Origin of the sequence: Pseudomonas syringae (genome assembly GCF_000737245.1) — a bacterium.
GTDB lineage: Bacteria > Pseudomonadota > Gammaproteobacteria > Pseudomonadales > Pseudomonadaceae > Aquipseudomonas > Aquipseudomonas syringae_J.
Map to the genome: position 1 here is coordinate 1 of NZ_JPQU01000024.1, position 26,376 is coordinate 26,376.

Consider the following 26,376-nt stretch of genomic DNA (forward strand, 5'->3'; position numbering starts at 1 on the left):
CCTGGCGTGCCGCGTACCCCTGTGGGAGCGGTGCTTGCTCGCGATGAACGATGACTCGGTAGGACTGATGAACCGGGGCGTCTGGTTAGCGGGCAAGCCTCGCTCCAACGGGAAACTCAGTCGCCTGTTGGAGCCGAGCTTGCTCGCGAAGAACGATGACGCGGTGTGGCTGGCGTGCCGCGTACCCCTGTGGGAGCGGTGCTTGCCCGCGATGAACGATGACTCGGTAGGAGCCGAGCTTGCTCGCTCCCACCGGACTGGGCATTGATTCAAACATAGCGATACTCCAGGGTTATCACCGTATGTGTTTTTTTGATTAGACGGTTATCACTTCGCCTCGGATAGTGATCGCCACAGCAACACCACAACAAAAACAATAAAACGAGGTACGCACCATGGATCGTTCCAGTGCACCCGTGCACCTGCCTGCTGCAGGTGTCGCTACCGGTAATCCGGCAGTCGCTACAACGGCCCGAGCCACTTCAGTTCGCTGGAAGATTTTCGGGATTATCTTTCTGTTGACCATGGTCAACCTGATCGACCGGGTTTCGCTGTCCATCGCCATGCCCACCATCGCCAAAGAATTCGAACTTTCGCCGAGCATGCAGGGCTTGATCCTCAGCAGTTTCTTCTGGGCCTATGCGCTGCTGCAGATTCCCGGCGGCTGGATGATTGACCGCTTCGGTCCGCGCCGGGTGATCACTTGGTCCACCGGGTTGTGGGGCACGTTTCAAGTACTGGCCGGGTTCGCTACCGGCGGTGTCTCGCTGCTGTTTGCGCGGATGTTCCTCGGCGCGGCCGAAGCGCCGTTGTTTCCCTCAGGCGGCAAACTGATTTCCCTGTGGCTGGCACCCAGCGAACGCAGCCGCGGTGCGGTCATGATGGACAGCGGCAGCCCGCTGGGCGTGGCGCTTGGCGGTTTGATCATTGCTTACCTGATCGCGACTCTGGACTCTTGGCGCATGGCGTTCGTCATCGCTGGTGTGGCGACCCTGATGCTGGGCTGGGTGTCATGGCGTTATCTGCGCGACGACCCCTCCGTGCATCCACAGGTGAATCAGGCAGAGCTGGACAAGATCAACGCCGGTCGCGCCACGCCCGCTGCCGAAGCGGCCCGTGCGCCGGTCAAAGGTCTGGGCATTGCTGCCCGTTCCCTGACAGGCCTGCTGGTGGGTCGGTCCAGTTGGGCAATGGTCTATTTCGGTTTGCTAACCTGGGGCCCGAGTTATCTCGCCCAGGCTCGGGGCTTTGATATCAAAGGCATCGGCGCGGCGACCTTCGTGATTTTCATCTTCGGCGCGCTGGGCTCGTTGACCGGCGGCTTTCTATGCGATGGCTTGATTCGCAAAGGCGTGCGTCGGGGTCTGGCGATCAAGGGCCTGCTGACCTTCTCGGGCCTGGTTGCCTTGGGCGCACTGATCTTGCTACCTACCTTGAGTGACCCGTTTGCGGCAGTCGGCGTGCTGGCAATGACGGCGTTCTTCCTGATGTGGGGCAGCCTGTACTGGAGCTTCCCGGCGCTGCTCGCGGCTCCGGCCCGGGTCGGCCTGATCGGCAGCGTCATGAACCTGGCTGGCAGCGTCGGTGGGATCTTCGTACCGATTCTGGTCGGGGTGATCCTGCAATATTTCGGCGGCTTTGGCGCGGTGTTGAGCTTCTTCGCCATCTGCGCAGCGCTGTTTGTTCTTGCCACACTGTTTATCAGCCTGGATGGTCAGCGTGAGGTGGCCGATGTCTGACTTGTACGACGGCCCCATCGTCGATGCCCACCATCATTTCTGGGACCCGCAGACCAACTACCATCCATGGTTGGCTGAGGGCGTGAACATCCCGTTTCGATACGGTGACTACTCGGCGATCAAGCGGCTTTACCTGCCGCAGGAATACTTCGCCGATGCAGGCCAGCATCACGTGGTGCAGACCGTCTACGTCGAGACCGAATGGGACCCCAGCGACCCGATTGGCGAGACGCGCTTTGTCGAGCAACTGAACGCCCGCTACGGCGTGCCGAACGCCATCGTCGCCCAGGCCTGGCTCGATCACCCGGACGCCATTGATCTTCTGCGTGCCCAGGCAGCTTTTGCTGGCGTGCGCAGCGTGAGGCACAAACCGGGCGGCCCGCAGGCGCCGCAACAAGTCGGCACCCAACGCAGCCTGATGAGCGACCCGCACTGGCGTCGCAGCTTTGCCGCTCTGCACGATCTGGGTCTGCATTTCGATTTACAGACACCCTGGTGGAATCTGCCGGAAGCCGAACTGCTGGCTCGGGATTTTCCCGAAACCACGATCATCCTCAATCACGCCGGTCTGCCTTCGGACCGCAGCGAGCAAGGGCTTGCCGGTTGGCATGCAGCCATGAGCCGACTGGCCGAGCAGCCAAATATCGTGGTGAAAATTTCTGGTCTCGGCCAGCGTGGCAAACCCTGGCGGGCGGAAGACAACGCCTGGATCGTGAGCGAGATCATCGCCATGTTCGGCGCAGAGCGGGCGATGTTTGCCAGTAATTTTCCGGTGGACAGCCTGTGCGGCTCGTTCGACGACATTTATGGCGGCTTCAAGCAGATCGTTCGCGATTTGCCCATTGCCCAGCAGCAGCAACTTTTCTATAGCAATGCGCAACGTGTCTATCGTTGCGAGCCTTCAGCCACTGCGCAGACGTGGCCCGAACAGATGAGGAATCAAGCATGAGCAAGACCCGAATTGCGATGGTATTGGGCGATCCGGCTGGCATTGGCCCTGAGCTGATTGCCCGTCTGCTGGCCGAGCCGCAGGTGCGCAGCCAGGCCCAGGTGATCCTGATTGCTGACGAAGCAGAAATGCAGCGCGGCATGCAGATCGCGGGCAAAGAGTTTCCGTATCGTCAGGTGGAGTCGTTGCAGGATTTGGACTTCAGCGATGACACGCCGCTGTTCTTCAATTATCGCGGTGATACGACAGGCGAATTCGCCCGCAGCGAAGCCAGTGTCATGGGCGGGCGTTATTGCCTGGACACGCTGAAAATCGCCGTCGAGCTGACCGCCGCGAAAACCACCGACGCCGTGTTGTTCGGCCCGCTGAACAAAACCTCGCTGCACATGGCAGGCATGGCTCATAGCGACGAATTGCACTGGTTCGCCGAACTGTTGGGCTTTGATGGTCCGTTCTGTGAATTCAACGTGCTGGACAATCTGTGGACTTCGCGCGTGACGTCCCATGTCGCGTTGTCAGCAGTGCCGGGCATGCTCAATCAGAATCGGGTAGTCGAGGCGATTCGCCTGATCGACACCGCGCTCAAACGCAACGGGCTGGAACGTCCGCGTATCGGCGTGTGTGGCCTCAACCCGCACAACGGCGACAACGGCTCGTTCGGGCGTGAGGAGCTGGACATCATCGGCCCCGCCGTGAAAACCGCTCAGGAGCAGGGTATTGCCGCCGACGGCCCTTACCCCGGCGACACGATTTTCCTCAAAGTGCAGGGCGATGCCAGTGCCTTTGATGCAGTGGTGACCATGTATCACGACCAGGGGCAGATCGCGATCAAACTGATGGGCTTCTCCCGGGGCGTGACCGTGCAAGGCGGGTTGCCGATCCCGATCACTACGCCTGCGCATGGCACTGCGTTTGATATCGCCGGGCAGGGTAAGGCCAACGTCGGCGCAATCCGCCAGGCCTTCGAAATCGCCTGCCGGATGGGGCGTAGTTCTTATTGATTTAACGCAGCAGCTCTTTTTGGCCGCAGATCGGTTTGCCTAACGATCTGCGGTTTTTTTGTTGGATTTTCGGTGAAGGGAATATCGCCATCGCGGGCAAGCGCGCTCCTACAGTTGGAATGCGGATATGAAGTAGGAGCGCGCTTGCCCGCGATGACGTCAGATCTTGCACCGCAGCGTCCTGATACGGACGCTGATAACTTTATCCCGGGATATTCTCTTTCACCGATCACCCCAAGCTATCACTGGATACGCATAAGTGATTAGCCGTCCCCCTTCGCAGCTGGCTAAATTTCCCCATCGACTTGTCGATCAACAACTACAAAAAGCCGGTCCCGCGCCATGCAGGACATACCGGCGCATAAGGAAAAGCAGCCCATGAAAATCAAAGCGATTCGTACCCGTGTCTTCGAATGGAAAGGCAAGGTTGTTCCTCCTCAAGCGCACTTCTGCACCAATGCCAGCGATATCCTCTTCGAACGTGGCGATGCCATGGGGTCGTTCCGTTTTCACGGCTGGCTGGTGGTCGAGATAGAAACTGACACTGGCCTGGTCGGCATCGGTAACTGCGCCCTGGCGCCGCGGGTGGCAAAGGAAATCATCGACACCTACCTGGCACCCATCGCCATCGGCGAAGACCCGTTCGACAACGAATATATCTGGCAGAAGATGTATCGCCAGAGCCACGCCTGGGGTCGCAAAGGCATCGGCATGGCGGCCATTTCGGCCATCGACATCGCCATCTGGGACATCATGGGCAAGGCCGTGAACAAGCCGGTCTTTAAACTGCTCGGCGGCCGGACCAAGGAAAAGATCTGGACCTACGCCTCCAAGCTGTATGCCAACGACAACCTCGATCTGTTCCTAGAAGAAGCCCAGGGCTATCTGAATCAGGGCTTCACCGCGCTGAAAATGCGTTTCGGTTATGGCCCTAAAGACGGCCCTGCCGGTATGCGTCGTAACATCGAGCAAGTGCGCGCCTTACGCGAGCTGGCTGGTCCTGACGTGGACATCATGCTTGAGTGCTACATGGGCTGGACCCTGGAATATGCGCGCCGCATGTTGCCGAAACTGGCCGAATTCGAGCCGCGCTGGCTCGAAGAACCGGTGATTGCCGATGACATCGAAGGCTATATCGAGCTGAAAAAGATGAACATCATGCCGATCTCCGGCGGTGAACATGAATTCACTTCCTACGGCTTCAAAGACCTGCTGGAACGCCGTGCTGTGGACGTGATTCAGTACGATACCAATCGCGTCGGCGGTATTACCGCCGCGCGCAAGATTAACGCCATGGCCGAGGCCTGGTCGGTGCCGGTCATCCCCCATGCCGGGCAGATGCACAACTACCACCTGACCATGTCCACCACCGCGTCGCCAATGGCCGAGTTCTTCCCGGTGTTCGACGTTGAGGTCGGCAACGAGCTGTTCTACTACGTGTTCAAGGGCGAGCCTCAGCCGGTCAATGGCTATATCCAGCTGGATGACAACAAACCGGGGCTGGGACTGGAAATTTCCGATGAGTACCTGAGTGATTTCAACATCATCGAGTAACGCTCGATTTGTAGGAGCGCGCTTGCCCGCGATTAGGTCGGTACATCCAATGCATCTCTATCGGCAGGTATGGCCCTTCGCGGGCAAGCGCGCTCCTACGGTTCTCAATCTGTGGAGATAACCATGCGCCTTATCCAGTTCGAAACCCAATCCGGACAACGCCACGTCGGCCTCGTCGATGGCGAGCGGGTCAATGTTGTACGTGATACCCAAAGCACTCGCGAGCTGGCGCTGACCGCTATTCGCGCCGGCAAAAGCCTGGCCGATCAAGTCGCCAGCCGCGGCACCGAGCCGGGACCGGAATACGCAACGTTGCTGCAAAACCGGCAAATCCTGCCGCCGCTGGATCACGAAGATCCGGCCCATTGCCTGATCAGCGGCACAGGCCTGACCCACTTGGGCAGCGCTTCGGCACGGGACAAGATGCATCAGCATGAAGGTCAGGTCGAAGCGGGCATGACCGACACCATGAAAATCTTCAAGTGGGGCATTGAAGGCGGCAAACCGGCAGCTGGTGAGGTCGGTGCCCAGCCGGAATGGTTCTACAAGGGTGATGGCAGTATCGTCGTGCGGCCTGGTGCTGATTTCCCGGTGCCGTCATTTGCCGAAGACGCAGGCGAAGAACCAGAGCTCACCGGCCTGTATGTGATTGGTGATGACGGCCAGCCGTATCGGCTCGGTTATGCCTTGGGCAACGAGTTTTCCGACCACGTGATGGAGCGCCGCAATTACCTGTACCTGGCGCATTCCAAATTGCGTTACTGCGCTTACGGCCCGGAATTGCGAGTGGATGAGTTACCGCGCCATTTGTCCGGGATGAGCCGCGTGCTGCGCGATGGGCAAGTGCTGTGGGAAAAGGAGTTTCTCAGCGGCGAAGACAACATGTGCCACAGCCTGGCCAACCTTGAATATCACCACTTCAAGTACGCGCAGTTTTTGCGTCCGGGGGATGTGCATATTCACTACTTCGGCACCGCGACCCTGTCGTTTGCCGACGGCGTCAAAACCCAGCCGGGCGACCGCTTCCAGATCAGTCTGGATGCCTTCGGCGCACCGCTGGAAAACGGCATCGGCGAAGGGCCGCAGGCAGTGGGGATTGGGCAGATAAAAGCGCTGTAAAGCTCGTGCTTAGGAATGTGCGCGTCGTACGTACAGCCGCGCTGTTGTGCTGCAAACACGGAACCTGTAGGAGCGCGCTTGCCCGCGATGCGGAGTGTCAGCAAAAGATGTCTTGCCTGACCTACGCCATCGCGGGCAAGCGCGCTCCTACATAAAAAGCATTCCAATTCAGATAGTCAGTTTTTTTTGATGGAAGCTGTCACCGGCGAACTAGCAACACCCCCGACTCCATATGGTGGGTATACGGGAACTGGTCGAACAGCGCGCAACGCTCCACACGGTGGGTGTCGTTGAGCTGGGCGATGTTGGCGGCCAGGGTTTCCGGGTTGCAGGAAATGTACAGGATTCGCTCGAAACGACGGGTCAACTCGCAAGTGTCTGGATCCATCCCGGCACGCGGCGGATCAACGAACACACTGCCGAACTCATAGCTCTTCAAATCCACGCTATGCAGACGGCGGAACGGGCGCACTTCGTTCAGGGCTTCAGTCAGCTCTTCAGCGGACAGACGCACCAGGGTCACGTTGTCCACAGCGTTATCGGCCAGGTTGCTCAAGGCAGCGTTGACTGAAGTTTTGCTGATTTCAGTGGCCAGCACTTTGCGCACCCGGGTCGCCAAGGGCAGAGTGAAGTTGCCGTTGCCGCAATACAGCTCCAGCAAATCATCTTCCCGGTCGCCTAGTGCTGCGTAGGCCCATTCGAGCATCTTCTGGTTCACGGTGCCGTTGGGCTGGGTGAACGCGCCTTCGGGCTGGCGATAGCTGAAGGTGCGACCGGCGACGTCCAGCTGTTCGGTTACGTAATCACGACCAATCACCAGACGCTGGCCCTTGGAGCGGCCGATCAGGCTTACGTCCAGATCAGCTGCCAGCTTCTCGGCTTCGGCCATCCATTCGTCGTCCAGCGGGCGGTGATAACACAGGGTGATCATCGCGTCGCCAGCCAGGGTGGTGAGGAAGTCCACCTGAAACAACTTGTGATTGAGGACTTTGCTGGCTTCCCAGCGATCACGCAGCACCGGCATCAAGGCATTGATGCGCAGGCTGGCTATCGGCAGGCCGTCCAGCAGGATCGGGTTCTTGTTATCGCCGGGGGTGAACATCGCATAGTGACGCTTCTGGTCTTCGCGCCACAGGCGGAACTCGGCACGCAGCCGGTAGTTTGCCGTGGGCGAGTCGAAGATCTGCGGCTCGGGGGCGTCGAACGGTGCCAGCAGCTCACGCAGGCGCTCGGTTTTGGCGGCGAGCTGAGTATCGTAGCTCGCCGGATCGAAAGGAATACTCGCACTCATGCCGGAAACCAACCCAATTTGATAACGAACAGGATCGACAGGATCACCAGCGCAGGATTCAACTCGCGCCACTGGCCTGACAACAGTTTGATGCCTGTCCAGGCGATGAAACCAAAGGCAATGCCGTTGGCGATGGAATAGGTGAAAGGCATCGCCAGGGCAGTGATCACCACCGGCGCCGCCACCGACAGGTCATCCCAGTCGATTTCCGCGAGGCCGGAGGTCATCAGTACTGCGACAAACAGCAACGCCGGAGCGGTGGCGAATGCCGGAACACTGCCCGCCAGCGGGGCAAAAAACAGCGCCAACAGGAACAGTATCGCCACCACGATGGCCGTCAGACCGGTACGGCCGCCAGCGCTCACGCCTGCAGCTGATTCGATGTAACTGGTAGTGGTTGATGTGCCCAACAGCGAGCCGGCCATGGCGGCGGTGCTGTCGGCGATCAGGGCGCGGCCCATCTTCGGCATATGACCATTCTTGTCCATCAGGCCAGCACGCTTGGCAACGCCGATCAGGGTGCCGGAGTTGTCGAACAGGTCGACGAACAGGAAGGCGAAGATCACGCTGATCAGGCCGATATCAAAAGCGCCTTTGATGTCCAGCTGCAGGAAGGTCGGGGCAAGGGATGGTGGCATGGAAACTACGCCACCGAACGGCGTGACGCCCAGCAGGATCGAAACGATGGTCACCGCCAGAATACCGATCAGCACTGCGCCACGGACCTGGAGTTTCTCCAGGGCAACGATCAGGAAGAAACCCAGGGTCGCAAGTACCGGAGCAGGCTGCCTCAGGTCGCCTATGCCAACCATGGTGGCCGGGTTACTGACCACGATGCCGGCGTTATGCAGGGCAATCAGCGCCAGAAACAGGCCGATACCGGCGGCAATCGCCGAACGCAGCGGTAGCGGGATGCTGTTGATGATCCATTCGCGGATGCGAAAGATCGACAGGATGAAGAACATCACCGCCGACAGGAACACCGCGCCCAACGCGACTTGCCAGGTGTGGCCCAAGTGCAGCACCACGGTGTAGGTGAAGAACGCGTTGAGGCCCATGCCCGGTGCCAGGGCAATCGGGTAGTTGGCGATGATGCCCATGGTCGCCGAGCCGATGGCCGCAGCCAGACAGGTGGCGACGAACAGTGCGCCCTTGTCCATGCCAGTCGCCCCAAGGATGCTTGGGTTGACGAACAGAATGTAAGCCATCGCCAGAAAGGTCGTGACGCCCGCGAGAATCTCGGTGCGCACATTGGTGTTGTGTGCCTTGAGTTGAAACAGCCGTTCCAGCATGTCTGGCTCCCCGGTGACGCGCCTGCGCCGTGAATGAATCGACTCAGACAGCAAAGCACAGACAGCCAAAGCGGTCCGCGGATTTTGTGCCGGTCGGAAAAAGCCGCGCATGATACCAGTCGCGCGGACTTATGACTGCCTGGCGATGAACGGCTGTTGGCGCAGCTTTCCTGTAGGAACTGAGGTTGCTCGCGATGAACGATGACGCGGTTGCCCGATACACCGCAGCGCCTAGTTTGCGGGCAAGTCGGAATGCCGCCCATACGCTCCAACGGAGGAATGCGGCTTGTAGGAGCGCGCTTGCCCGCGATGAACGATGACGCGGTATGCCTGATACACCGCAGCGCCTGCTTCGCGGGCAAGTCGGAATGCCGGCCACACGCTCCAACGGAGGAATGCGGCCTTGTAGGAGCCGAGCTTGCTCGCGATGAACGATGACGCGGTATGCCTGATACACCGCAGCGACTGCTTCGCGGGCAAGTCGGAATGCCGCCCACACGCTCCAACGGAGGAATGCGGCTTGTAGGAGCGCGCTTGCCCGCGATGAAAGATGACGCGGTACATCTGCCGAACCGCGTTGCCTGAATAGCGGGCAAGCACCGCTCCCACAGGTACGCATTCCAACCGTAGCTCCGCGCACCCCATCAAAAACGCTGAACGATTGCCAAATCTCATAAGTCGTACCCCTAAGACGCAGAAAACTGCGCTGTTTGAATACCTACCGTGAGGTTCCCATGAGTTCACCATCAACCCAGGATTTCGCCGGCCATGCGATCACCCTGACGCTCAATGGTCAGGCGCGACAGCTCAATGTTCAGCCCTGGACCACGCTGCTTGACCTGCTCCGTGACCAGCTCGATCTGGTTGGCACCAAGAAAGGTTGCGACCACGGCCAATGCGGCGCCTGCACGGTGCTGCGCGATGGCAAACGGATTAATTCCTGCCTGACCCTGGCGATCATGTGCGACGGCGCCGAGCTGACCACCATTGAAGGTCTGGCGGACGGCGACCAGTTGCATCCGATGCAGCAGGCGTTCATCAAACACGATGCATTCCAGTGCGGTTATTGCACGCCGGGGCAGATCTGCTCCGCCGTCGGGCTGGCCAATGAGGGGCGGGCTGGCAGTACCGCCGAGATCAAGGAATTGATGAGCGGCAACCTGTGCCGTTGCGGCGCGTACAGCAACATCGTCGCTGCTGTAGAAGAAGCGCTGCCTCAAATGGACCAGCAAGCAACAGGCAGATTCGAGAAAGCGGGAGGCAGCCGATGAACCCTTTTACTTATAGCCGACCCACCAATGTCAGCGAGGCCGTCAACCTCAGTGGCGCGGCGACCCGGTTTATCGCGGGTGGCACCAACCTGCTCGACCTGATGAAGGAAAACCTCACCCGCCCCGAGCACCTGATCGACATCACTGGCCTGCCTCTGAATGAAGTCAGTGAAACCGCCGAAGGCGGGCTAATGATCGGCGCGCTGGTGAGTAACGCCGATCTGGCCTGGCATCCACTGATCGAGCAGCGTTATCCATTGCTCTCCCAAGCGGTGCTGGCGGGTGCCTCGCCGCAGTTGCGCAACATGGCGAGCACCGGTGGCAACCTGTTGCAACGCACCCGCTGCTATTACTTCTATGACTCGACGGTGCCGTGCAATAAGCGCGAACCGGGCAGCGGCTGTCCGGCGCGGGATGGCCTGAACCGAATCCATGCGATCCTGGGTGCCAGCGATGAATGCGTCGCCACGCATCCGTCCGATATGTGTGTCGCCCTTGCGGCGCTGGAGGCGGTGGTGCATGTCGAAGGTCGGGCAGGGCAGCGCCGCATCGAGTTCGCAGATTTCCACCGTCTACCAGGCGACGCGCCGCAGCGGGATAACCAACTCGCCGATGACGAGCTGATCACCGCCGTCGAGTTGCCACCTCCAGGCTTCGCCGGACAGGGCAACTACCTGAAGATCCGTGATCGAGCGTCTTACGCGTTTGCCCTGATCTCTGTGGCCGCGGCCCTCGATCTGGACGGCGACGTCATCCGTGGCGCACGTCTGGCTCTGGGCGGCGTCGCTCACAAACCGTGGCGCGACAAGGCCGCCGAGCAGCTGTTGATCGGCAAGCCAGTCTCCCGGGACAGCTTCGCCGCTGCGGCCGATGCCCTACTGGCCGACGCCCAGCCTCTTGAACACAACGCTTTCAAAGTCAAATTGGCACGTCGGGCGATTATTCGCGCCCTGAGCGATGCTGCAGTGGGAGGAAATGCCCGATGAATACCCCAGTATCGCCAATCGGTCAGGCCTTGGATCGGGTCGACGGCCAACTGAAAGTCACCGGTGGGGCCCGTTATGCCGGGGAATACCCGGAAACCGGTCTGCTGTACGGCAGCGTCGTCTCCAGCACTATTGCTCGCGGACGGGTGACTCACATCGACATTACCGAAGCCTTGCGTGTGCCGGGCGTGGTCATGGTGTTGGATCACAAGAACCGGCCCAAGCTCGCCAGCTATGACGAAAGCTACGAAGATGCCGATTCGGCAGAGGGTTCACCGTTCCGTCCGTTGTATAACGATCGGGTGCTGTACAGCGGCCAGCCGCTGGCCCTGGTCGTGGCCGAAACCCTGGAACTGGCACGCTATGCCGGGTCGCTGGTGCGCATCGAATATCTGGTCGAGCCTCATCAGACCGATCTACCGGCGGTGAGCGAGCAAAGCCATCCAGCACCTGCCGAGCTGCCCAAGCCCCGGGGCAACTTTCAAGCCGAGTTTGCGGGTGCCGCGCTGCGTGTCGATGCGCATTACAGCACCCCGGTGGAACATCACAACCCGATGGAGCCTCACGCGTCGACTGTTCTGTATCAACCCGACGGTAGCCTGCACATTCACGACAAGACCCAGGGGCCACAGAACTGTCAGGATTACCTGCACAAGGTGTTCGACATCGAGAAGGAAAAAATCCGCGTGTTTGCGGCCTTCGTCGGTGGTGCCTTCGGTTCAGGTCTGCGGCCGCAGTACCAGCTGCCATTGGCGGTGATGGCAGCGCTGGAACTCAAGCGCTCGGTCCGTGTGACCCTGACCCGCCAGCAGATGTTCACCTTTGGCTATCGCCCGCGCACCTTGCAGCATTTGCGACTGGGCGCGGCGGCCAACGGTCGGCTGATGGCGGTGGCCCACGAGGCGATTGGTCAGACCTCGCGGTTTGAAGACTTCACGGAACACGTCGTCGAGTGGAGCGGCATGCTCTATAAATGCGACAACGTGGAGTTGACTTACAAACTGGCGCCGCTGGATGTTCACACCCCGCTGGACATGCGCGCGCCAGGTGCCGCGTTGGGCGTCATTGGCCTGGAATGCGCCATGGACGAGTTGGCCTGCGCGCTGGCTATCGATCCGGTCCAGCTGCGGCTGATCAATTTCGCTGAGCGCAACGGCAATGAAGACAAGCCCTACTCTAGTAAAGAGCTGCGTGCCTGTTATGCCGAAGGCGCCGAGCGTTTCGGCTGGAGTCGTCGCAACCCGGAACCGCGCAGCATGCGTGAAGGCCGACAGCTGATCGGCTGGGGCATGGCGGGCGGTGTCTGGGAATCCATGCAGATGAAGGCCAGTGCCAAGGCGCACATCGACGCGGCAGGCAAATTGACTGTCAGCAGCGCCACCACGGATATCGGCACCGGCACCTATACCGTCATGACCCAGATTGCCGCAGCGGCAGCGGGGGTTTCTGTTGCCGATACAACGTTCCTGCTCGGTGATTCTTCTTTGCCGACTGCGCCGTTGCAGGGTGGCTCGTTCACCGTGTCATCGGTGGGCACAGCGGTGCAGCAGGCCAGCAAGGCGTTGCGTCAGAAGCTGTTTGAAGTGGCGCGTCAGGTTGATCCACGCTTTGCATCGGCGCGGGCCGATCAAATGACCGTTGCCGAGGGCTATCTGAATCTTGGTGATCATCGGATTGCGGTCAGCGAAGTACTCAGCGGCCTGCCTGACGGCCTGGCTGTACAGATCGACGCCGAGCCTGACAAAAAGCGCGAAGGCTATGCCACGGCCACCCATTCGGCAGTGTTCGTTGAGGTGCAGGTGGATGAAGACCTGGGCAGCATTCGTGTCAGCCGTGTGGTCAGCGCCATCGCCGCAGGTCGCGTGGTCAACCCGAAAATGGCCCGTAGCCAGATTCTCGGTGGCGTAGTCTGGGGCATCGGCATGGCGCTGCATGAAGAGACCCAGACCGATCACAACCTCGGCCGCTTCATGAATCACAGTCTGGCGGAGTACCACGTACCGGTTAACGCCGATATTGGCGACATTGATGTGATTTTTGTCGAAGAAGAAGACAACATCGTCAATGCGCTGGGTTCCAAAGGTGTCGGTGAAATCGGCATTGTCGGCGTGGCGGCAGCGGTAGCGAATGCCATCTACCACGCGACAGGCAAGCGGGTGCGGGACTTCCCGATAACGCTGGATAAGGTGCTCTAAAGACAGCATCACATCCTGTGGGAGCGGTGCTTGGTCTGGGCGGCATTCCGACGATAAGGCCGGACTCGGTTCACTTTGAATTGCGGCGCCCTTATCGTCGGAATGCCGCCCAGACCAAGCACCGCTCCCACAAAATTCATCCTGGCATCGATCGGACGCGCTTCTTAAACCTTCACCTCTTCCGCCTCCGCCACCACATCGCGCATGCGATCCCGGTTGGCCAGGGTCGGGAACAGTTTGATCCAGATTCCGGTCACCGCGAGGGTGCCCACGCCCCCCATGACTACGGCCGGGACTACCCCGAACCAGTGGGCCGTCAGGCCTGATTCAAATTCTCCCAGCTGATTCGATGCGCCAATGAACAGCCCGTTGACTGCGCTGACCCGTCCGCGCATCTCGTCGGGCGTCTCCAGCTGCACGAATGACGCACGGATCACCATGCTGATCATGTCCGCTGCGCCCAGCACCACCAGCACCGCCATGGAAAACCAGAACGATGTCGACAGGCCGAAGGCAATGGTTGCTACGCCGAAAACCCCGACGGCGGTAAACATCACCCGACCCACATGCCGTTCGACATTGAAGTGCGCCAGCCACAGCGACATGGCCAGTGCGCCAACTGCCGGTGCCGAGCGCAGCATGCCCAGGCCCCAGGGGCCGGTGAGCAGGATGTCCTTGGCGAATACCGGTAGCAGCGCTGTTGCGCCCCCCAACAATACGGCGAACAAATCCAGCGAAATGGCACCCAATACGTCAGGACGACTGCGGATGAAGCGAATCCCGGCCAGCAACGAGTGCAAGGTCGCCTTGCCCTTGTTCAGCGGCGTCTGCCGGGCGGGCAGGCTGAGCATCAGCGAGCAGGCAATCACATACAGCAGCACTGTCGGGCCATAGACCCAACTGCTGCCGAACGCATAAAGGAAACCGCCCAGTGCCGGCGCCACGATGGTTGCCGATTGCTGCGCCGATTGCGCAGCGGCAACGGCCCGAGGGAACAGCGCCGGCGGCACGATGCTCGGCAGCAGGGCCTGGGTGGTAGGCATCTCGAATGAGCGGGAAGCGCCGAGTGCGAAGGCCAGAATGAAGATCATTTCCCGTGTGACACTGTCGGTGCTGCTGCCAATGAACAGCGCCAGTGCGATGCACGCCTGTGCAGTCTGGCAAATCGCCGCGACCTTGCGCCGGTCGTAGCGGTCAGCGACGTGGCCGGTGTGCAGCATGAACAGGACGCGGGGCGCAAACTCAACCAGCCCGACCAGACCCAGGTCCAGCACGTTGCCGGTCAGTTGATAAAGATTCCAGCCGATGGCCACGGTCAGCATCTGGAAACCGCTGGCGGTGAAGATACGGGCGAACCAGAACGCGACGAACGGACGATGATGGCGCAACAACACAGGTGCTTGAGTCGACATGAGCAACAGCAGCCAGGCGGGAGGGGGGGCAAGATTACCAGTTTGTAACATTACGTTGCGTTAAAGGGATCCATTAAATAAACAAGCCGTATGGATTCGCGCTATTTCTGTACCCCTTCGTAAAGGTGCGCTGTCGAGCAGCAAGTGGTGGGCTTGTGGGGCGACCGGGGTGGCGCTCCACCTTGCTCGCGAAGGCGGTGTTCAGGTTGAAAGGACGCTCAGGTTTTTCGGGCCCCTTCGCGAGCAAACTCGCTCCCACAAAAAACCATATAAATTCAATGGCTTATTTTGATATGCCGATGAGATCTACAGGGATTTCCAGACCTGAGGCAACTCGCCACGCGACAAAAGACCACACGCTCGATATGTCCAAATACGACTACTCTTTGACAGTCAGTTGATCTGCGTCAATGCCCGAAAAGGCAAAAGAAGCAGCAGGCGGCTTGACGGACTCCCTGGAGTGCGAAACGAGATCGAACAATCTTGTTACGCAATGCTCATAACCGTGGGGGCAGTGGCTGCTGGCCTCGGGTCGTCAGTCGTATCACCTGATAGAGGAAGACCTATGTTCGGTTTAGATGCACTTGAGCTCGCCCGAATTCAGTTCGCGTTTACCATCTCGTTCCATATTCTGTTCCCTGCCATCACCATCGGCCTGGCGAGTTACCTGGCCGTGCTCGAAGGCCTGTGGCTGAAGACCCATAACAACGTTTATCGAGACCTTTACCATTTCTGGTCGAAGATATTTGCCGTCAACTTCGGCATGGGTGTTGTGTCAGGTCTGGTCATGGCGTACCAGTTTGGTACCAACTGGAGCCGCTTCTCCGACTTTGCCGGGGCCGTCACCGGACCTCTGCTGACCTATGAAGTGCTCACCGCATTCTTCCTCGAAGCGGGCTTCCTCGGCGTCATGCTGTTCGGCTGGAACCGCGTCGGCCGCAATCTGCACTTCTTTTCGACGGTCATGGTCGCCATCGGCACCCTGATCTCGACATTCTGGATTCTCTCGTCCAACAGCTGGATGCAGACGCCGCAAGGCTTCGAAATCATTGACGGTCGGGTCATCCCGACGGACTGGTTCGCCGTGGTCTTCAACCCGTCATTCCCGTACCGCCTGCTGCACATGTCCATTGCCGCTTTCGTGGCCACGGCGTTCTTCGTCGGCTCGTCCGCTGCCTGGCATTTGCTGCGCGGTCGCGATACCCCGCAAGTGCGCAAAATGCTTTCCATGGCAATGTGGATGGCGTTGATTGTTGCCCCTGTGCAAGCGGTCGTCGGGGACTTCCACGGTTTGAATACCCTTGAGCATCAACCAGCGAAAATCGCTGCGATTGAAGGCCACTGGGAAAACGTCGGTGACGAACCTACGCCGCTGATCCTGTTCGGCCTGCCGGATATGAAAGAAGAGCGCACCAAGTACGCGGTGGAAATCCCGTACCTGGGCAGTTTGATCCTGACTCACAGCCTCGATAAACAGGTGCCGGCGCTCAAGGAATTCAAGCCTGAGGACCGTCCGAATTCGACCATTGTGTTCTGGTCGTTCCGGGTCATGGTCGGCCTGGGCTTCCTGATGATCTTCACTGGCCTGTGGAGTCTGTGGCTGCGCAAGCGGGGCACGCTGTACCAGAATCGTCTGTTCCTGTACCTGGCCTTGTGGATGGGTCCGTCTGGTCTGATCGCCATTCTGGCTGGCTGGTTCACCACAGAAATCGGTCGTCAGCCATGGGTCGTCTACGGCCTGATGCGCACCGCCGATGCATCATCCGGGCACAGCGTGATGCAGATGAGCATCACCCTGGTGCTGTTCGTGGTGGTGTACTTCCTGCTGTTCGGTGCCGGTCTGGGTTACATGATGCGTCTGGTGCGCAAAGGGCCAAAAGCCTACGTTGAGCACACGCCTCAGGGCGGTCCGGGCCAAAAACGCACACCGGCACGTCCTCTGTCTGCTGCGGTTGAAGGTGCAGAAGACGGCGACAATCTCGACAGTCTGGGTAAGGGGAACTGAGCCATGGGTATTGATCTTCCGCTTATCTGGGCCGTGATTATCATCTTCGGCATCATGATGTACGTGGTGATGGACGGCTTCGATCTCGGCATCGGGATTCTCTTCCCGTTCATGAAAGACAGCGGCGACCGCGACGTGATGATGAATACCGTCGCTCCGGTCTGGGACGGTAACGAGACCTGGCTGGTGCTGGGTGGTGCCGCTTTGTTCGGCGCCTTCCCGCTGGCCTACTCGGTGGTGCTGTCGGCGCTGTATCTGCCACTGATCCTGATGCTCATGGGGCTGATTTTCCGTGGCGTGGCTTTCGAGTTCCGCTTCAAGGCCACTGAAGAGAAACGTCACCTGTGGGACAAAGCCTTTATTGGTGGCTCACTCGCAGCGACGTTCTTCCAGGGTGTGGCGCTGGGTGCTTTCATCGACGGTTTTCCGGTGGTCAATCGCCAGTTTGCCGGAGGAGGCCTGGATTGGCTTACGCCGTTCACGGTGTTCTGTGGCCTGGCGTTGATCGTGGCTTATGCACTGCTGGGTTGCACCTGGCTGATCATGAAGACCGAAGGCGCGCTGCAAAAAGCGATGCACGATCTGGCCCGTCCATTGGCCACCGCGCTGCTGGCGGTGATCGGTGTAGTCAGCATCTGGACGCCGCTGGCTCACGCAGACATCGCCAGCCGCTGGTTCACGCTGCCGAACCTGTTCTGGTTCCTGCCGGTGCCAATTCTGGTGTTGGTGACCATGTACGGTTTGTTCAAGGCCGTGGCGCGCAATGCCAACTACACCCCGTTCCTGCTGACCCTGTTGCTGATCTTCCTTGGCTACAGCGGTCTGGGTATCAGCCTGTGGCCGAACATCGTGCCGCCGTCGATCTCCATCTGGGACGCGGCTTCACCGCCGCAGAGCCAAGGCTTCATGCTGGTGGGGACGCTGTTCATTATCCCGTTCATCCTGGGTTACACCTTCTGGAGCTACTACGTATTCCGCGGCAAGGTCACCCATGAAGATGGTTACCACTAGTAGAAAGCAGCCCCGGTGCGTGGCGCCGGGGCTATATCGATAGAGGAGAAACTGGCGATGTCAGGCAACGAATCTTTTCATGACGAGCAAGACCCGGCGATGAAAAAGCCGCTGTGGCAGCGACTGGCATGGCTGGTCGGCATCTGGGCCGCCAGTGTTTTTGCGCTGTTCATTGTCGCCAGCTTGCTACGACTGTTCATGAACGCTGCAGGTCTGACGACCCACTGATTTGCATATCCCGTCCCGCGTCCCATCGACGCGGTTTTCAACCCTCCTTATGGAGGGTTTTTTTGCTCAATATTCGGGGGAACGGTGGGAGCGAGCTTGCTCGCGAAGGCAATATTCCTGCGCACAGATATCTGCCAGACGGGCGGACCTCTTCGCGAGCAAGCTCGCTCCCACAGGGAGCAGTTAAACCCGTAGGACCGGCTGTTACTTCCGGGCCTTGAGAATCACAAACTTCGGCGTCGCCGCAACTTGCTCAACCCCGCGAAACAGGCGTGCCAGCTTGGTGTGGTAACCCAGATGACGATTGCCGACTACATACAGTGCACCGCCAGGGACAAGCGCGTTGCGGGCCTGCTGGAACATGCGCCAGGCGAGAAAATCCCCCACCACCTGTTGCTGATGGAAGGGCGGGTTGCAGAGCACTACGTCCAGCGAATCAGGCTCTTGAGCGGCCAGACCATCATCCGCACGCAGCACCACGTCGCGATCACCCAAGGCAATCTGCCAGTTTTCGGCGGCGGATTGCACCGCCATGAACGACTCGTCCACCAGGGTGTAATGCGCCTGCGGATTGCTCAAGGCGCTGGCAATCGCCAACACCCCATTGCCGCAACCCAGGTCAGCGACGCGCGCGGCACCAAGGTTTTTCGGTAGATAAGGCAGGAACGCCCGGGTACCGATGTCCAGACCTTCGCGGCAAAACACGTTGGCGTGATTGAGCAGCTCGATAGCCGGGTCATCCAGTTTATAGCGGGTCGGGTAGGGCGACTCGACGATTGCCTTGAGCTCGGGCGTGGCGAACAGCAGCCGTGCCTTTTTGACGGCCAGAGAGGCGCTGACCGGGCCGATATATTCCTCGATCAGCTCACCCGCCGAGCGCGGCAAGTGTTTAACCATCGCCGCGGCGACCACTCGGGCATCGGGGGCCAGTTGGCCTTGCAGGCGGATCAGTTGCTCTTCCAGCAGTGCCAGGGTTTTTGGTACGCGGATCAGGACCCAGTCGAAGGGGCCACTAATGGCTTCGCTGGCAGGGATCAGCGTCACTGCGTCATACGCCATACCGTTGCGGGTCAGATTTTTCTGCAAACCCTGAGCGGCAAGAAAGGAGTCAGTGCTGCTGGTGACGGTGGCATGTTGGGCCAGACTGGCTGCCAGGGCGCCAAAGCTGTCATTAAGCACCAGCACTTTGCTTTGCAGCGTCAGGCCTTGTTCAGCGACGAAATTGAGTAAGTATTCATCCGCAGCATCGAACGCCTGCAGCGGTTCGTCCTGCTGTTCCGGTTGGCGGATGAGATCAAGCTGGGCGAACGGAGTATCAAGCAGCGGCATGGGCGGGGGAACTCTGGGTTTGTCACCGATACCCGTGGATGCGGGTTCGTGGAAGGCGGTGATTTTACGTGCTTTTTGCCGATTGGCATCCCTTCGTTTCCCAGTCCATGCTGCCTTGCTCAAAACATCCCGCTCAATGCCGCCTGCACCACAGCCGAAATCTTGTTCGAAGCCCCCATTTTCTGGACCGCGTTGGCCACATGAAAATGCACTGTGCGTTCTTTCATGCTCAAAATGATGGCGATGTCCGCCGCCGTTTTGCCTTCCGCACTCCATTTCAGTATTTCGATCTCTCTTGTAGTGAGCTGATGGTTGGGAAACTCATGCACATGTGCCAATGAAAGCGACCCCATATTGCCTCCGTGCTTCTCTAAGTCCTTTAGTCCTGTGTTGCCGTTTGAGTGTAGAAAAGGATTCTGTCGCACAAATACACCTGAATGGCCCGGCAGACAAATGGAGTTCTGGCGATCTATCCCGTGGAGATCTAGCGGTTTGGCCAGACCGTTATAGATCGGGGCTCGCCGAGTTTCGCTGCGATTGGGTCTGGATGTCCGGCTATACGTCCAAGAGAGAAATGGTCTAACCGGGCTGTATGTTTTATCGGCCGCAAGCCCAGGTGCGACGTGGGACCGGCTTTAGCCGGGAAGGAGCCGATACATCCCCCCGATATTTATCGTCTGAAATGCCGCCTTCCCGGCTAAAGCCGGTCCCACTTAATCACTTGCGATCAAACATAGAATCTTCTGCACAGGTCTGCGGCGCCGTAGGGCGATGTTTCACATCGATACCACTACAAACCACCGGTGTTTATCCATCGCGCTTTGCGGGACACTGGCCCCTGTTTTCATTTGCAGGAGCCAGGATCAACCATGACCGCCAGCGCTGAAAAGTACACCCGCCAGACGCTTCTTGACGTGACGCCGCTGACCCCAAGCCTGTTCACTCTGCGCACAACCCGCGACCCGGGTTTTCGCTTCACGGCCGGGCAGTTTGCGCGCCTGGGGGTGACTAAAGCCGATGGCAGCATCGTCTGGCGGGCGTACTCGATGGTGTCCTCACCCCATGACGAGTTTCTGGAGTTTTTCTCGATTGTCGTGCCCGACGGCGAGTTCACCAGTGAGCTGAGCCGGCTGCGGGAAGGTGACACCTTGCTCATCGAAAAACTGGCCACGGGTTATCTGACAGTGGACCGGTTCGTTGATGGTCGGGATCTGTGGTTGTTATCCACAGGTACGGGAGTCGCCCCGTTCCTGTCGATCCTTCAGGATTTCGAGGTGTGGGAGAAGTTCGAGCGCATTGTGTTGGTGTACAGCGCCCGGGAATCGAAGGAGCTGGCCTATCAAACGCTGATTGCAGGGCTGACGGAGCGTGATTATCTGGCCGAGTACGCGGACAAGTTGATCTACGTGCCGGTGGTCACTCGGGAGCAAATTCCAGGCGCGCTGAATGGGCGCATCACGCAGTTGATTGAAAGTGGCGAGCTGGAAAGAGCTGCGGGTTTGCCGCTCAATCCTGAACACTCAAGGGTGATGATCTGCGGCAATCCGCAAATGATCGAAGACACCCGGGCATTGCTCAAGGCGCGGGACATGAACCTTAACCTGACACGCCGACCAGGGCAGGTTGTGGTGGAGAATTATTGGTAGCACATCGCAGGCAGGCAGAACCCAAGACCCATGTGGGAGCGAGCTTGCTCGCGAAGGCAGTCTAGCAGTCGCAATATTGGCTGCGGATGTACTGGCCTCTTCGCAAGCAAGCTTGCTCCCACAGGGCTTCGGTCTCTGCGGCCTCGCACTTAAAGTGGATGCTTAGGATCCACAGTGATCGGCGCAGCAGGCTGATGCTGCTCTTTCAACAGATCGCGAATCTCACCCAGCAGCAACTCCTGCTTGGTGGGAGTTGGCGGCAGGGTTGGGGCCTTGGCTTCTTCACGCTTCAGACGGTTGATGGCTTTGACACCCATGAAGATGGCGAACGCCACGATGATGAAGTCGATGACGGTCTGGATGAATTTGCCGTAAGCCAGCACCACTGCGGGGGCTGCGCCTTCTGCGGGCCTGAGGATGACTGCAAGGTCGCTGAAATCAACGCCGCCGATCAGCAGCCCTAGAGGCGGCATGATTACATCGCCGACGAACGACGAAACGATCTTGCCGAATGCCGCACCAATGATGATACCGACGGCCATATCGACCACGTTACCTTTGACGGCAAAGGCTTTGAACTCGCTAAGTACGCTCATGGGATATTCCTTGTTACAGATTATTGGGTCCAGTGCAGTGTAAGACAGCTGCACGCTTTGCGCTGGGCACCTTTAGTCGACCGAGCGCTGCCAGGGAAGTTTTATCGGAGATAGCAAAAAGCTGTCATTCAGGCGCACAAACGCGTCAGCGTGAGGTGGGTTATGATTGCCGACTTTTACCAGTGGGGTTGTCATGGCCAAGGCCAAACGCTTGTATGGCTGCACCGAATGCGGCGCGACTTTTCCCAAGTGGGCCGGGCAATGCACTGAATGTGGTGCCTGGAACACCCTCGTCGAAACCGTTCTGGAAAGTGGCAGCGCCGCGCCGCCCAGCGGACGCTCCAGCTGGACCGGGCAACAGACCCAGCTCCGCACCCTCGCTGAAGTCAGCGTCGAGGAAATTCCGCGTTTCTCCACCAACTCCGCTGAACTGGATCGGGTGCTGGGCGGTGGTCTGGTGGACGGCTCGGTGGTGCTGATCGGTGGTGATCCCGGCATCGGTAAATCCACGATCCTGCTGCAAACCCTGTGCGCGATTGCCGAGCGCATGCCTGCTTTGTATGTCACGGGCGAAGAATCCCAGCAGCAGGTCGCCATGCGCGCCCGTCGTCTGGGTTTGCCGCAGGACAAGCTCAAGGTCATGACCGAAACCTGCATCGAAAACATCATCGCCACGGCCAAGGTGGAAAAGCCCAAGGTCATGGTGATCGACTCGATCCAGACGATCTTCACCGAGCAGCTGCAGTCCGCGCCGGGCGGCGTCTCCCAGGTACGGGAGAGTGCGGCCCTGCTGGTGCGTTACGCCAAGCAGAGCGGCACGGCGATTTTCCTTGTGGGCCATGTCACCAAGGAAGGCGCGTTGGCCGGCCCGCGAGTGCTCGAGCACATGGTCGACACGGTTCTGTACTTTGAAGGCGAGTCCGACGGGCGTCTGCGCTTGTTGCGAGCCGTGAAGAACCGTTTTGGTGCAGTCAACGAGCTGGGCGTGTTCGGCATGACCGACAAGGGCTTGAAGGAGGTCTCCAACCCATCAGCTATCTTTCTGACCCGTGCTCAGGAAGAAGTCCCCGGCAGTGTGGTGATGGCCACATGGGAAGGGACGCGGCCGATGCTGGTGGAGGTGCAGGCGTTGGTTGACGACAGCCACATGTCAAATCCGCGTCGGGTGACCTTGGGTCTGGATCAGAACCGGCTGGCCATGTTGCTGGCGGTGCTGCATCGCCATGGCGGCATTCCGACCCACGATCAGGATGTGTTCCTCAATGTGGTGGGCGGCGTCAAGGTTTTGGAAACTGCTTCCGATCTGGCGTTGATGGCCGCCGTCATGTCCAGCTTGCGCAACCGGCCGCTGCCCCACGATTTGCTGGTGTTCGGTGAAGTGGGTCTGTCGGGCGAAGTGCGCCCGGTGCCCAGCGGTCAGGAGCGTCTCAAAGAGGCCGCCAAGCATGGCTTCAAACGGGCGATCGTCCCCAAAGGCAACGCCCCGAAAGAAGCGCCGCCGGGATTGCAAGTCATTGCCGTGACGCGGCTGGAGCAGGCGCTGGATGCGTTGTTTGAGTGATGTTTGCGTAGCCTCGTAGGAGCGCGCTTGCCCGCGATGACGGTATTCCAGACCCAGAAGTTGTAGCGGGTGTAATGGCCCATCGCGGGCAAGCGCGCTCCTACCGTTAATAGCTCAGCAGCTCTTCAAACCTCAATCAACGCCGCCAACTCTCGCTCCAGCTCGTCCTGATCGGCCAGGTTCAGTTCGATCAGCCTTCGCAGGTGGCTGATGGATTCCAGGCTGATATGTTCACAGACGAAACCCAACTGCCCGTGATCATCATGGGTCAGCCGCGCCTCCATTTGCACATGGACCTCGTTGCTCAGCTTGATGTCCGCGGTGAAAGGCTCATGAGTGTCGGCCTGCCATGGCTCGGGGCGTTCGATGAGCAGGCCCTTCAGAGATAAATCCACAAGCTGCACTTGCCAGCGCTTTTCGCCCTGACGAAGCTCGGTTTTCGCATCAAAGGCAATGCGCTTGAAACGTCTGCGGTCTGCGTGGGAGTCGGTCATCGAGTCACTTCTCTTGGCATCGACTGACGGCTGTCAGCGGGTTAACGCCGATCAACAGCGTCGTGTCTACCGACAATAGACCCGATCAGCGGCAGCGAACAGGTTTTGCCATGGGATTTACACTTCCTGGCCCCCAGAAGTGCCTTTTTCTGGTGCGCTATCGGGCGCGGTATCTGTTTTGACGTCTATTGGTTCTTTTTGCTCTAGACCTTCGTGGGGGGTGGCCTTTCGCTCCGACAGAGCTAAACTCCGGTGGCTGGCCTTCTAGTCATTCTGCTGGAATATAAAAAATGAAAAATAATAATAGCCTTATGCGCCATGTGCCTTGGCTGATCGTTGCAATTGTCGGGGCTTGTGCCCTTGGGGTCGTGGCCTTGCGTCGCGGAGAAGCAATCAACGCCTTGTGGATCGTGGTCGCTGCGGTTGCCATCTACCTGGTCGCGTATCGTTATTACAGTTTGTTCATTGCCCGCCATGTCATGCAGCTCGATCCGCTGCGGGCTACACCGGCGGTCGTGAACAACGATGGTCTGGACTATGTGCCGACCAACAAACACATTCTTTTCGGTCACCACTTTGCTGCCATCGCTGGCGCTGGTCCGCTGGTCGGTCCGGTCCTGGCAGCGCAGATGGGCTACTTGCCCGGCACGCTCTGGCTGATAGCCGGTGTGGTACTGGCCGGTGCGGTGCAGGATTTCATGATCCTGTTCCTGTCCACACGCCGTAACGGTCGCTCCCTGGGCGACATGGTGCGTGAAGAAATGGGCCGCATACCCGGCACCATCGCGCTGTTTGGCTGCTTCCTGATCATGATCATCATCCTCGCGGTGCTGGCGCTCATTGTGGTCAAGGCCCTGGCTGAAAGCCCGTGGGGCATGTTCACGGTGCTGGCGACCATCCCGACGGCAATGTTCATGGGCGTCTACATGCGCTACATCCGCCCGGGCCGCATTGGCGAGATCTCGGTGATCGGTGTTGTGCTGTTGCTGCTCTCGATCTGGGTCGGCGGCATGGTTGCTGCCAGTCCTGAGTGGGCGCCGATGTTCACTTTCACCGGCGTGCAGATCACCTGGATGCTGGTGGGCTACGGTTTTGTCGCGGCCATGTTGCCGGTCTGGCTGTTGCTGGCACCGCGTGACTACCTGTCGACTTTCCTGAAAATCGGCACCATCGTTGCCCTGGCCATCGGCATCCTGATTCTCGCGCCAGAGCTGAAAATGCCCGCGCTGACCCAGTTCACTGACGGCACCGGCCCGGTCTGGAAAGGTGCACTGTTCCCGTTCCTGTTCATCACCATCGCGTGCGGTGCGGTATCGGGCTTCCACGCGCTGATCTCTTCCGGCACCACGCCGAAGCTGCTGGATAACGAAACCAACGCCCGCTACATCGGTTACGGCGGCATGCTCATGGAGTCCTTCGTGGCGATCATGGCCATGGTTGCTGCTTCGGTGATCGAGCCGGGTATCTACTTCGCCATGAACAGCCCGGCTGCAATCGTGGGCGGTGACGTGGTGACTGTTGCCCAGACGGTCAGCAGTTGGGGTTTTGCCATTACACCTGAGCAACTGACCGCAGTTGCCAAGGACATCGGCGAGAACACCGTACTGGCCCGCGCTGGTGGCGCGCCAACCCTGGCGGTCGGTATTGCGCAGATCCTGCACCAGGCCTTGCCTGGCGCCAGCACCATGGCTTTCTGGTACCACTTCGCGATTCTGTTTGAAGCGCTGTTCATCCTGACTGCAGTAGACGCCGGTACCCGTGCCGGTCGCTTCATGCTGCAGGACTTGCTGGGCAGTTTCGTTCCAGCCCTCAAACGTACCGAGTCCTGGACCGCCAACGCCATCGGCACCGGTGGTTGCGTGGCGCTTTGGGGTTATCTGCTGTATCAGGGCGTGATCGACCCGCTGGGCGGCATCAATACCTTGTGGCCGTTGTTCGGTATCTCCAACCAGATGCTGGCCGGTATCGCGCTGATGCTGGCGACGGTCGTGCTGATCAAAATGAAACGTCAGCGTTATATCTGGGTGACCATGCTGCCAGCCACCTGGCTGCTGATCTGCACCGTGACCGCTGGTTTCATCAAGCTGTTCGATAGCAACCCGGCAGTGGGTTTCCTGGCCTTGGCCAAGAAATACAGCACCGCAGCTGACGCCGGTCAGATCCTGGCTCCGGCCAAGACCATGGACCAGATGCAGCACGTGATTTTCAACGCTTACACCAACGCGACATTGACGATCCTGTTCCTGTTCGTGGTGTTCAGCATCCTGTTCTACGCGCTGAAAGTCGGCGTCGCGGCATGGGGCAACAAAGAACGCACGGACAAGGAAGCGCCTTTCCAGGCGTTGACGACTCCGACTCAGGTTTGATCAAGAGAGGATCTGTATATGTTCAATGACCTGAGTCGCCTCGGGAAATACCTCGGTCAGGCCGCGCGCCTGATGGTGGGCATGCCCGACTACGACAACTATGTCGCGCATATGCAGGTCAAACACCCTGACAAGCCGGTGATGGACTACGAGGCGTTCTTCCGGGAACGCCAGGAAGCCCGATACGGCGGCAAGGGTGGGCCTAAATGCTGTTGATCGGTTGATCGGCAGCAGGCGTTAACCTGTGGGAGCGGTGCTTGCCCGCGATAAGGCTGGATGCGATTCACTTCAGATCGCGTCCAGCCTTATCGCGGGCAAGCACCGCTCCCAC

Annotated in this window: 23 protein-coding genes; 16 read left to right on the top strand and 7 right to left on the bottom strand. The window is 59.3% G+C overall.

What is annotated here, in order from left to right; translation table 11 throughout:
• The 6 genes from IV01_RS27005 to araD1 form a co-directional block, all read left to right on the top strand.
• On the top strand, positions 1-268 hold a 268-nt coding region (locus IV01_RS27005), incomplete at its 5' end, for a hypothetical protein (RefSeq protein WP_032627340.1).
• A 127-nt stretch (positions 269-395) separates the two neighbouring features.
• Positions 396-1,739 carry an MFS transporter gene (locus IV01_RS17530; RefSeq protein WP_032627341.1) on the top strand — a complete coding sequence of 448 codons (1,344 nt, stop codon included), beginning with the start codon at positions 396-398 and terminating at the stop codon, positions 1,737-1,739.
• On the top strand, positions 1,732-2,688 hold the full coding sequence (locus tag IV01_RS17525; protein ID WP_032627342.1) for an amidohydrolase family protein: 957 nt from the start codon (positions 1,732-1,734) through the stop codon (positions 2,686-2,688). Before IV01_RS17530 ends, IV01_RS17525 begins: the two co-directional genes overlap by 8 nt.
• Positions 2,685-3,689 carry a 4-hydroxythreonine-4-phosphate dehydrogenase PdxA gene (locus tag IV01_RS17520; RefSeq protein ID WP_032627343.1) on the top strand — a complete coding sequence of 335 codons (1,005 nt, stop codon included), beginning with the start codon at positions 2,685-2,687 and terminating at the stop codon, positions 3,687-3,689. Before IV01_RS17525 ends, IV01_RS17520 begins: the two co-directional genes overlap by 4 nt.
• Positions 3,690-4,067: 378 nt before the next feature.
• Positions 4,068-5,243, top strand: a complete 1,176-nt coding sequence (locus tag IV01_RS17515; RefSeq protein ID WP_032627344.1) for an L-rhamnonate dehydratase — start codon at positions 4,068-4,070, stop codon at positions 5,241-5,243.
• Between the two features lie 123 nt (positions 5,244-5,366).
• Positions 5,367-6,362, top strand: coding sequence for an AraD1 family protein (gene araD1, locus IV01_RS17510; protein ID WP_032627345.1), 996 nt, complete (start codon positions 5,367-5,369; stop codon positions 6,360-6,362).
• A gap of 199 nt (positions 6,363-6,561) precedes the next feature.
• Here araD1 and trmA read toward each other — a convergent pair whose 3' ends face one another.
• Both trmA and IV01_RS17500 read right to left on the bottom strand, forming a co-directional pair.
• The gene (trmA, locus tag IV01_RS17505; protein WP_032627347.1) at positions 6,562-7,653 is read right to left on the bottom strand and encodes a tRNA (uridine(54)-C5)-methyltransferase TrmA; all 1,092 of its coding nucleotides are present in this window, start codon (positions 7,651-7,653) and stop codon (positions 6,562-6,564) included.
• Positions 7,650-8,945: an NCS2 family permease gene (locus IV01_RS17500; RefSeq protein ID WP_032627349.1), complete on the bottom strand. Its 1,296-nt coding sequence runs from the start codon at positions 8,943-8,945 to the stop codon at positions 7,650-7,652. The genes trmA and IV01_RS17500 overlap by 4 nt, the downstream gene beginning before the upstream one ends.
• Positions 8,946-9,679: 734 nt before the next feature.
• Here IV01_RS17500 and IV01_RS0124820 point away from each other — a divergent pair.
• Genes IV01_RS0124820 through IV01_RS17490 form a run of 3 tightly spaced genes read left to right on the top strand, consistent with a single transcriptional unit; the run spans position 9,680 to position 13,397 of the window.
• A complete protein-coding gene (locus IV01_RS0124820; RefSeq protein ID WP_032627350.1) occupies positions 9,680-10,216 on the top strand; it encodes a (2Fe-2S)-binding protein in 537 nt (178 codons plus the stop codon).
• Positions 10,213-11,202, top strand: coding sequence for an FAD binding domain-containing protein (locus IV01_RS17495; RefSeq protein ID WP_032627351.1), 990 nt, complete (start codon positions 10,213-10,215; stop codon positions 11,200-11,202). The genes IV01_RS0124820 and IV01_RS17495 overlap by 4 nt, the downstream gene beginning before the upstream one ends.
• Complete coding sequence (locus tag IV01_RS17490; protein ID WP_032627352.1) at positions 11,199-13,397, top strand: xanthine dehydrogenase family protein molybdopterin-binding subunit; 2,199 nt, start codon at positions 11,199-11,201, stop codon at positions 13,395-13,397. The genes IV01_RS17495 and IV01_RS17490 overlap by 4 nt, the downstream gene beginning before the upstream one ends.
• Before the next feature lie 164 nt (positions 13,398-13,561).
• On the opposite strand, the gene IV01_RS17485 is transcribed toward IV01_RS17490, so the two are convergent.
• Positions 13,562-14,809, bottom strand: a complete 1,248-nt coding sequence (locus tag IV01_RS17485) for an MFS transporter (protein WP_032627465.1) — start codon at positions 14,807-14,809, stop codon at positions 13,562-13,564.
• Between the two features lie 565 nt (positions 14,810-15,374).
• On the opposite strand from IV01_RS17485, the gene IV01_RS17480 reads away from it, so the two are divergent.
• The 3 genes from IV01_RS17480 to IV01_RS0124825 are packed head-to-tail and all read left to right on the top strand — an operon-like array spanning position 15,375 to position 18,053.
• Positions 15,375-16,814, top strand: a complete 1,440-nt coding sequence (locus tag IV01_RS17480; RefSeq protein ID WP_032627353.1) for a cytochrome ubiquinol oxidase subunit I — start codon at positions 15,375-15,377, stop codon at positions 16,812-16,814.
• 3 nt (positions 16,815-16,817) lie between these two features.
• Positions 16,818-17,825 carry a cytochrome d ubiquinol oxidase subunit II gene (gene cydB, locus IV01_RS17475; RefSeq protein WP_032627354.1) on the top strand — a complete coding sequence of 336 codons (1,008 nt, stop codon included), beginning with the start codon at positions 16,818-16,820 and terminating at the stop codon, positions 17,823-17,825.
• Positions 17,826-17,882: 57 nt separating this feature from the next.
• Entirely contained in the window at positions 17,883-18,053 is a 171-nt protein-coding gene (locus tag IV01_RS0124825; protein WP_032627355.1) for a DUF2474 domain-containing protein, read from the top strand.
• Between the two features lie 204 nt (positions 18,054-18,257).
• Here the strand turns inward: IV01_RS0124825 and IV01_RS17470 are convergent, their stop codons facing one another.
• Together IV01_RS17470 and IV01_RS17465 are read right to left on the bottom strand one after the other, a co-directional pair.
• Positions 18,258-19,382, bottom strand: coding sequence for a methyltransferase (locus IV01_RS17470; RefSeq protein WP_032627356.1), 1,125 nt, complete (start codon positions 19,380-19,382; stop codon positions 18,258-18,260).
• 119 nt (positions 19,383-19,501) lie between these two features.
• Positions 19,502-19,735 (bottom strand): LuxR C-terminal-related transcriptional regulator, encoded by a 234-nt coding sequence (locus tag IV01_RS17465; protein WP_050507357.1) that lies wholly within the window; start codon positions 19,733-19,735, stop codon positions 19,502-19,504.
• Between the two features lie 516 nt (positions 19,736-20,251).
• On the opposite strand from IV01_RS17465, the gene IV01_RS17460 reads away from it, so the two are divergent.
• A complete protein-coding gene (locus IV01_RS17460) occupies positions 20,252-21,028 on the top strand; it encodes a ferredoxin--NADP reductase (protein ID WP_032627357.1) in 777 nt (258 codons plus the stop codon).
• Between the two features lie 149 nt (positions 21,029-21,177).
• On the opposite strand, the gene mscL is transcribed toward IV01_RS17460, so the two are convergent.
• Entirely contained in the window at positions 21,178-21,624 is a 447-nt protein-coding gene (gene mscL / locus IV01_RS17455; RefSeq protein ID WP_032627358.1) for a large-conductance mechanosensitive channel protein MscL, read from the bottom strand.
• Between the two features lie 193 nt (positions 21,625-21,817).
• Here mscL and radA point away from each other — a divergent pair, with 193 nt between their 5' ends.
• Positions 21,818-23,185 (top strand): DNA repair protein RadA, encoded by a 1,368-nt coding sequence (gene radA, locus IV01_RS17450; protein WP_032627359.1) that lies wholly within the window; start codon positions 21,818-21,820, stop codon positions 23,183-23,185.
• A 125-nt stretch (positions 23,186-23,310) separates the two neighbouring features.
• On the opposite strand, the gene IV01_RS17445 is transcribed toward radA, so the two are convergent.
• Positions 23,311-23,679 carry a PilZ domain-containing protein gene (locus IV01_RS17445; protein WP_032627361.1) on the bottom strand — a complete coding sequence of 123 codons (369 nt, stop codon included), beginning with the start codon at positions 23,677-23,679 and terminating at the stop codon, positions 23,311-23,313.
• Between the two features lie 290 nt (positions 23,680-23,969).
• On the opposite strand from IV01_RS17445, the gene IV01_RS17440 reads away from it, so the two are divergent.
• Complete coding sequence (locus IV01_RS17440; protein WP_032627362.1) at positions 23,970-26,045, top strand: carbon starvation CstA family protein; 2,076 nt, start codon at positions 23,970-23,972, stop codon at positions 26,043-26,045.
• 18 nt (positions 26,046-26,063) lie between these two features.
• Positions 26,064-26,261, top strand: coding sequence for a YbdD/YjiX family protein (locus tag IV01_RS17435; protein WP_032627364.1), 198 nt, complete (start codon positions 26,064-26,066; stop codon positions 26,259-26,261).
• Positions 26,262-26,376 lie beyond the last annotated feature (115 nt).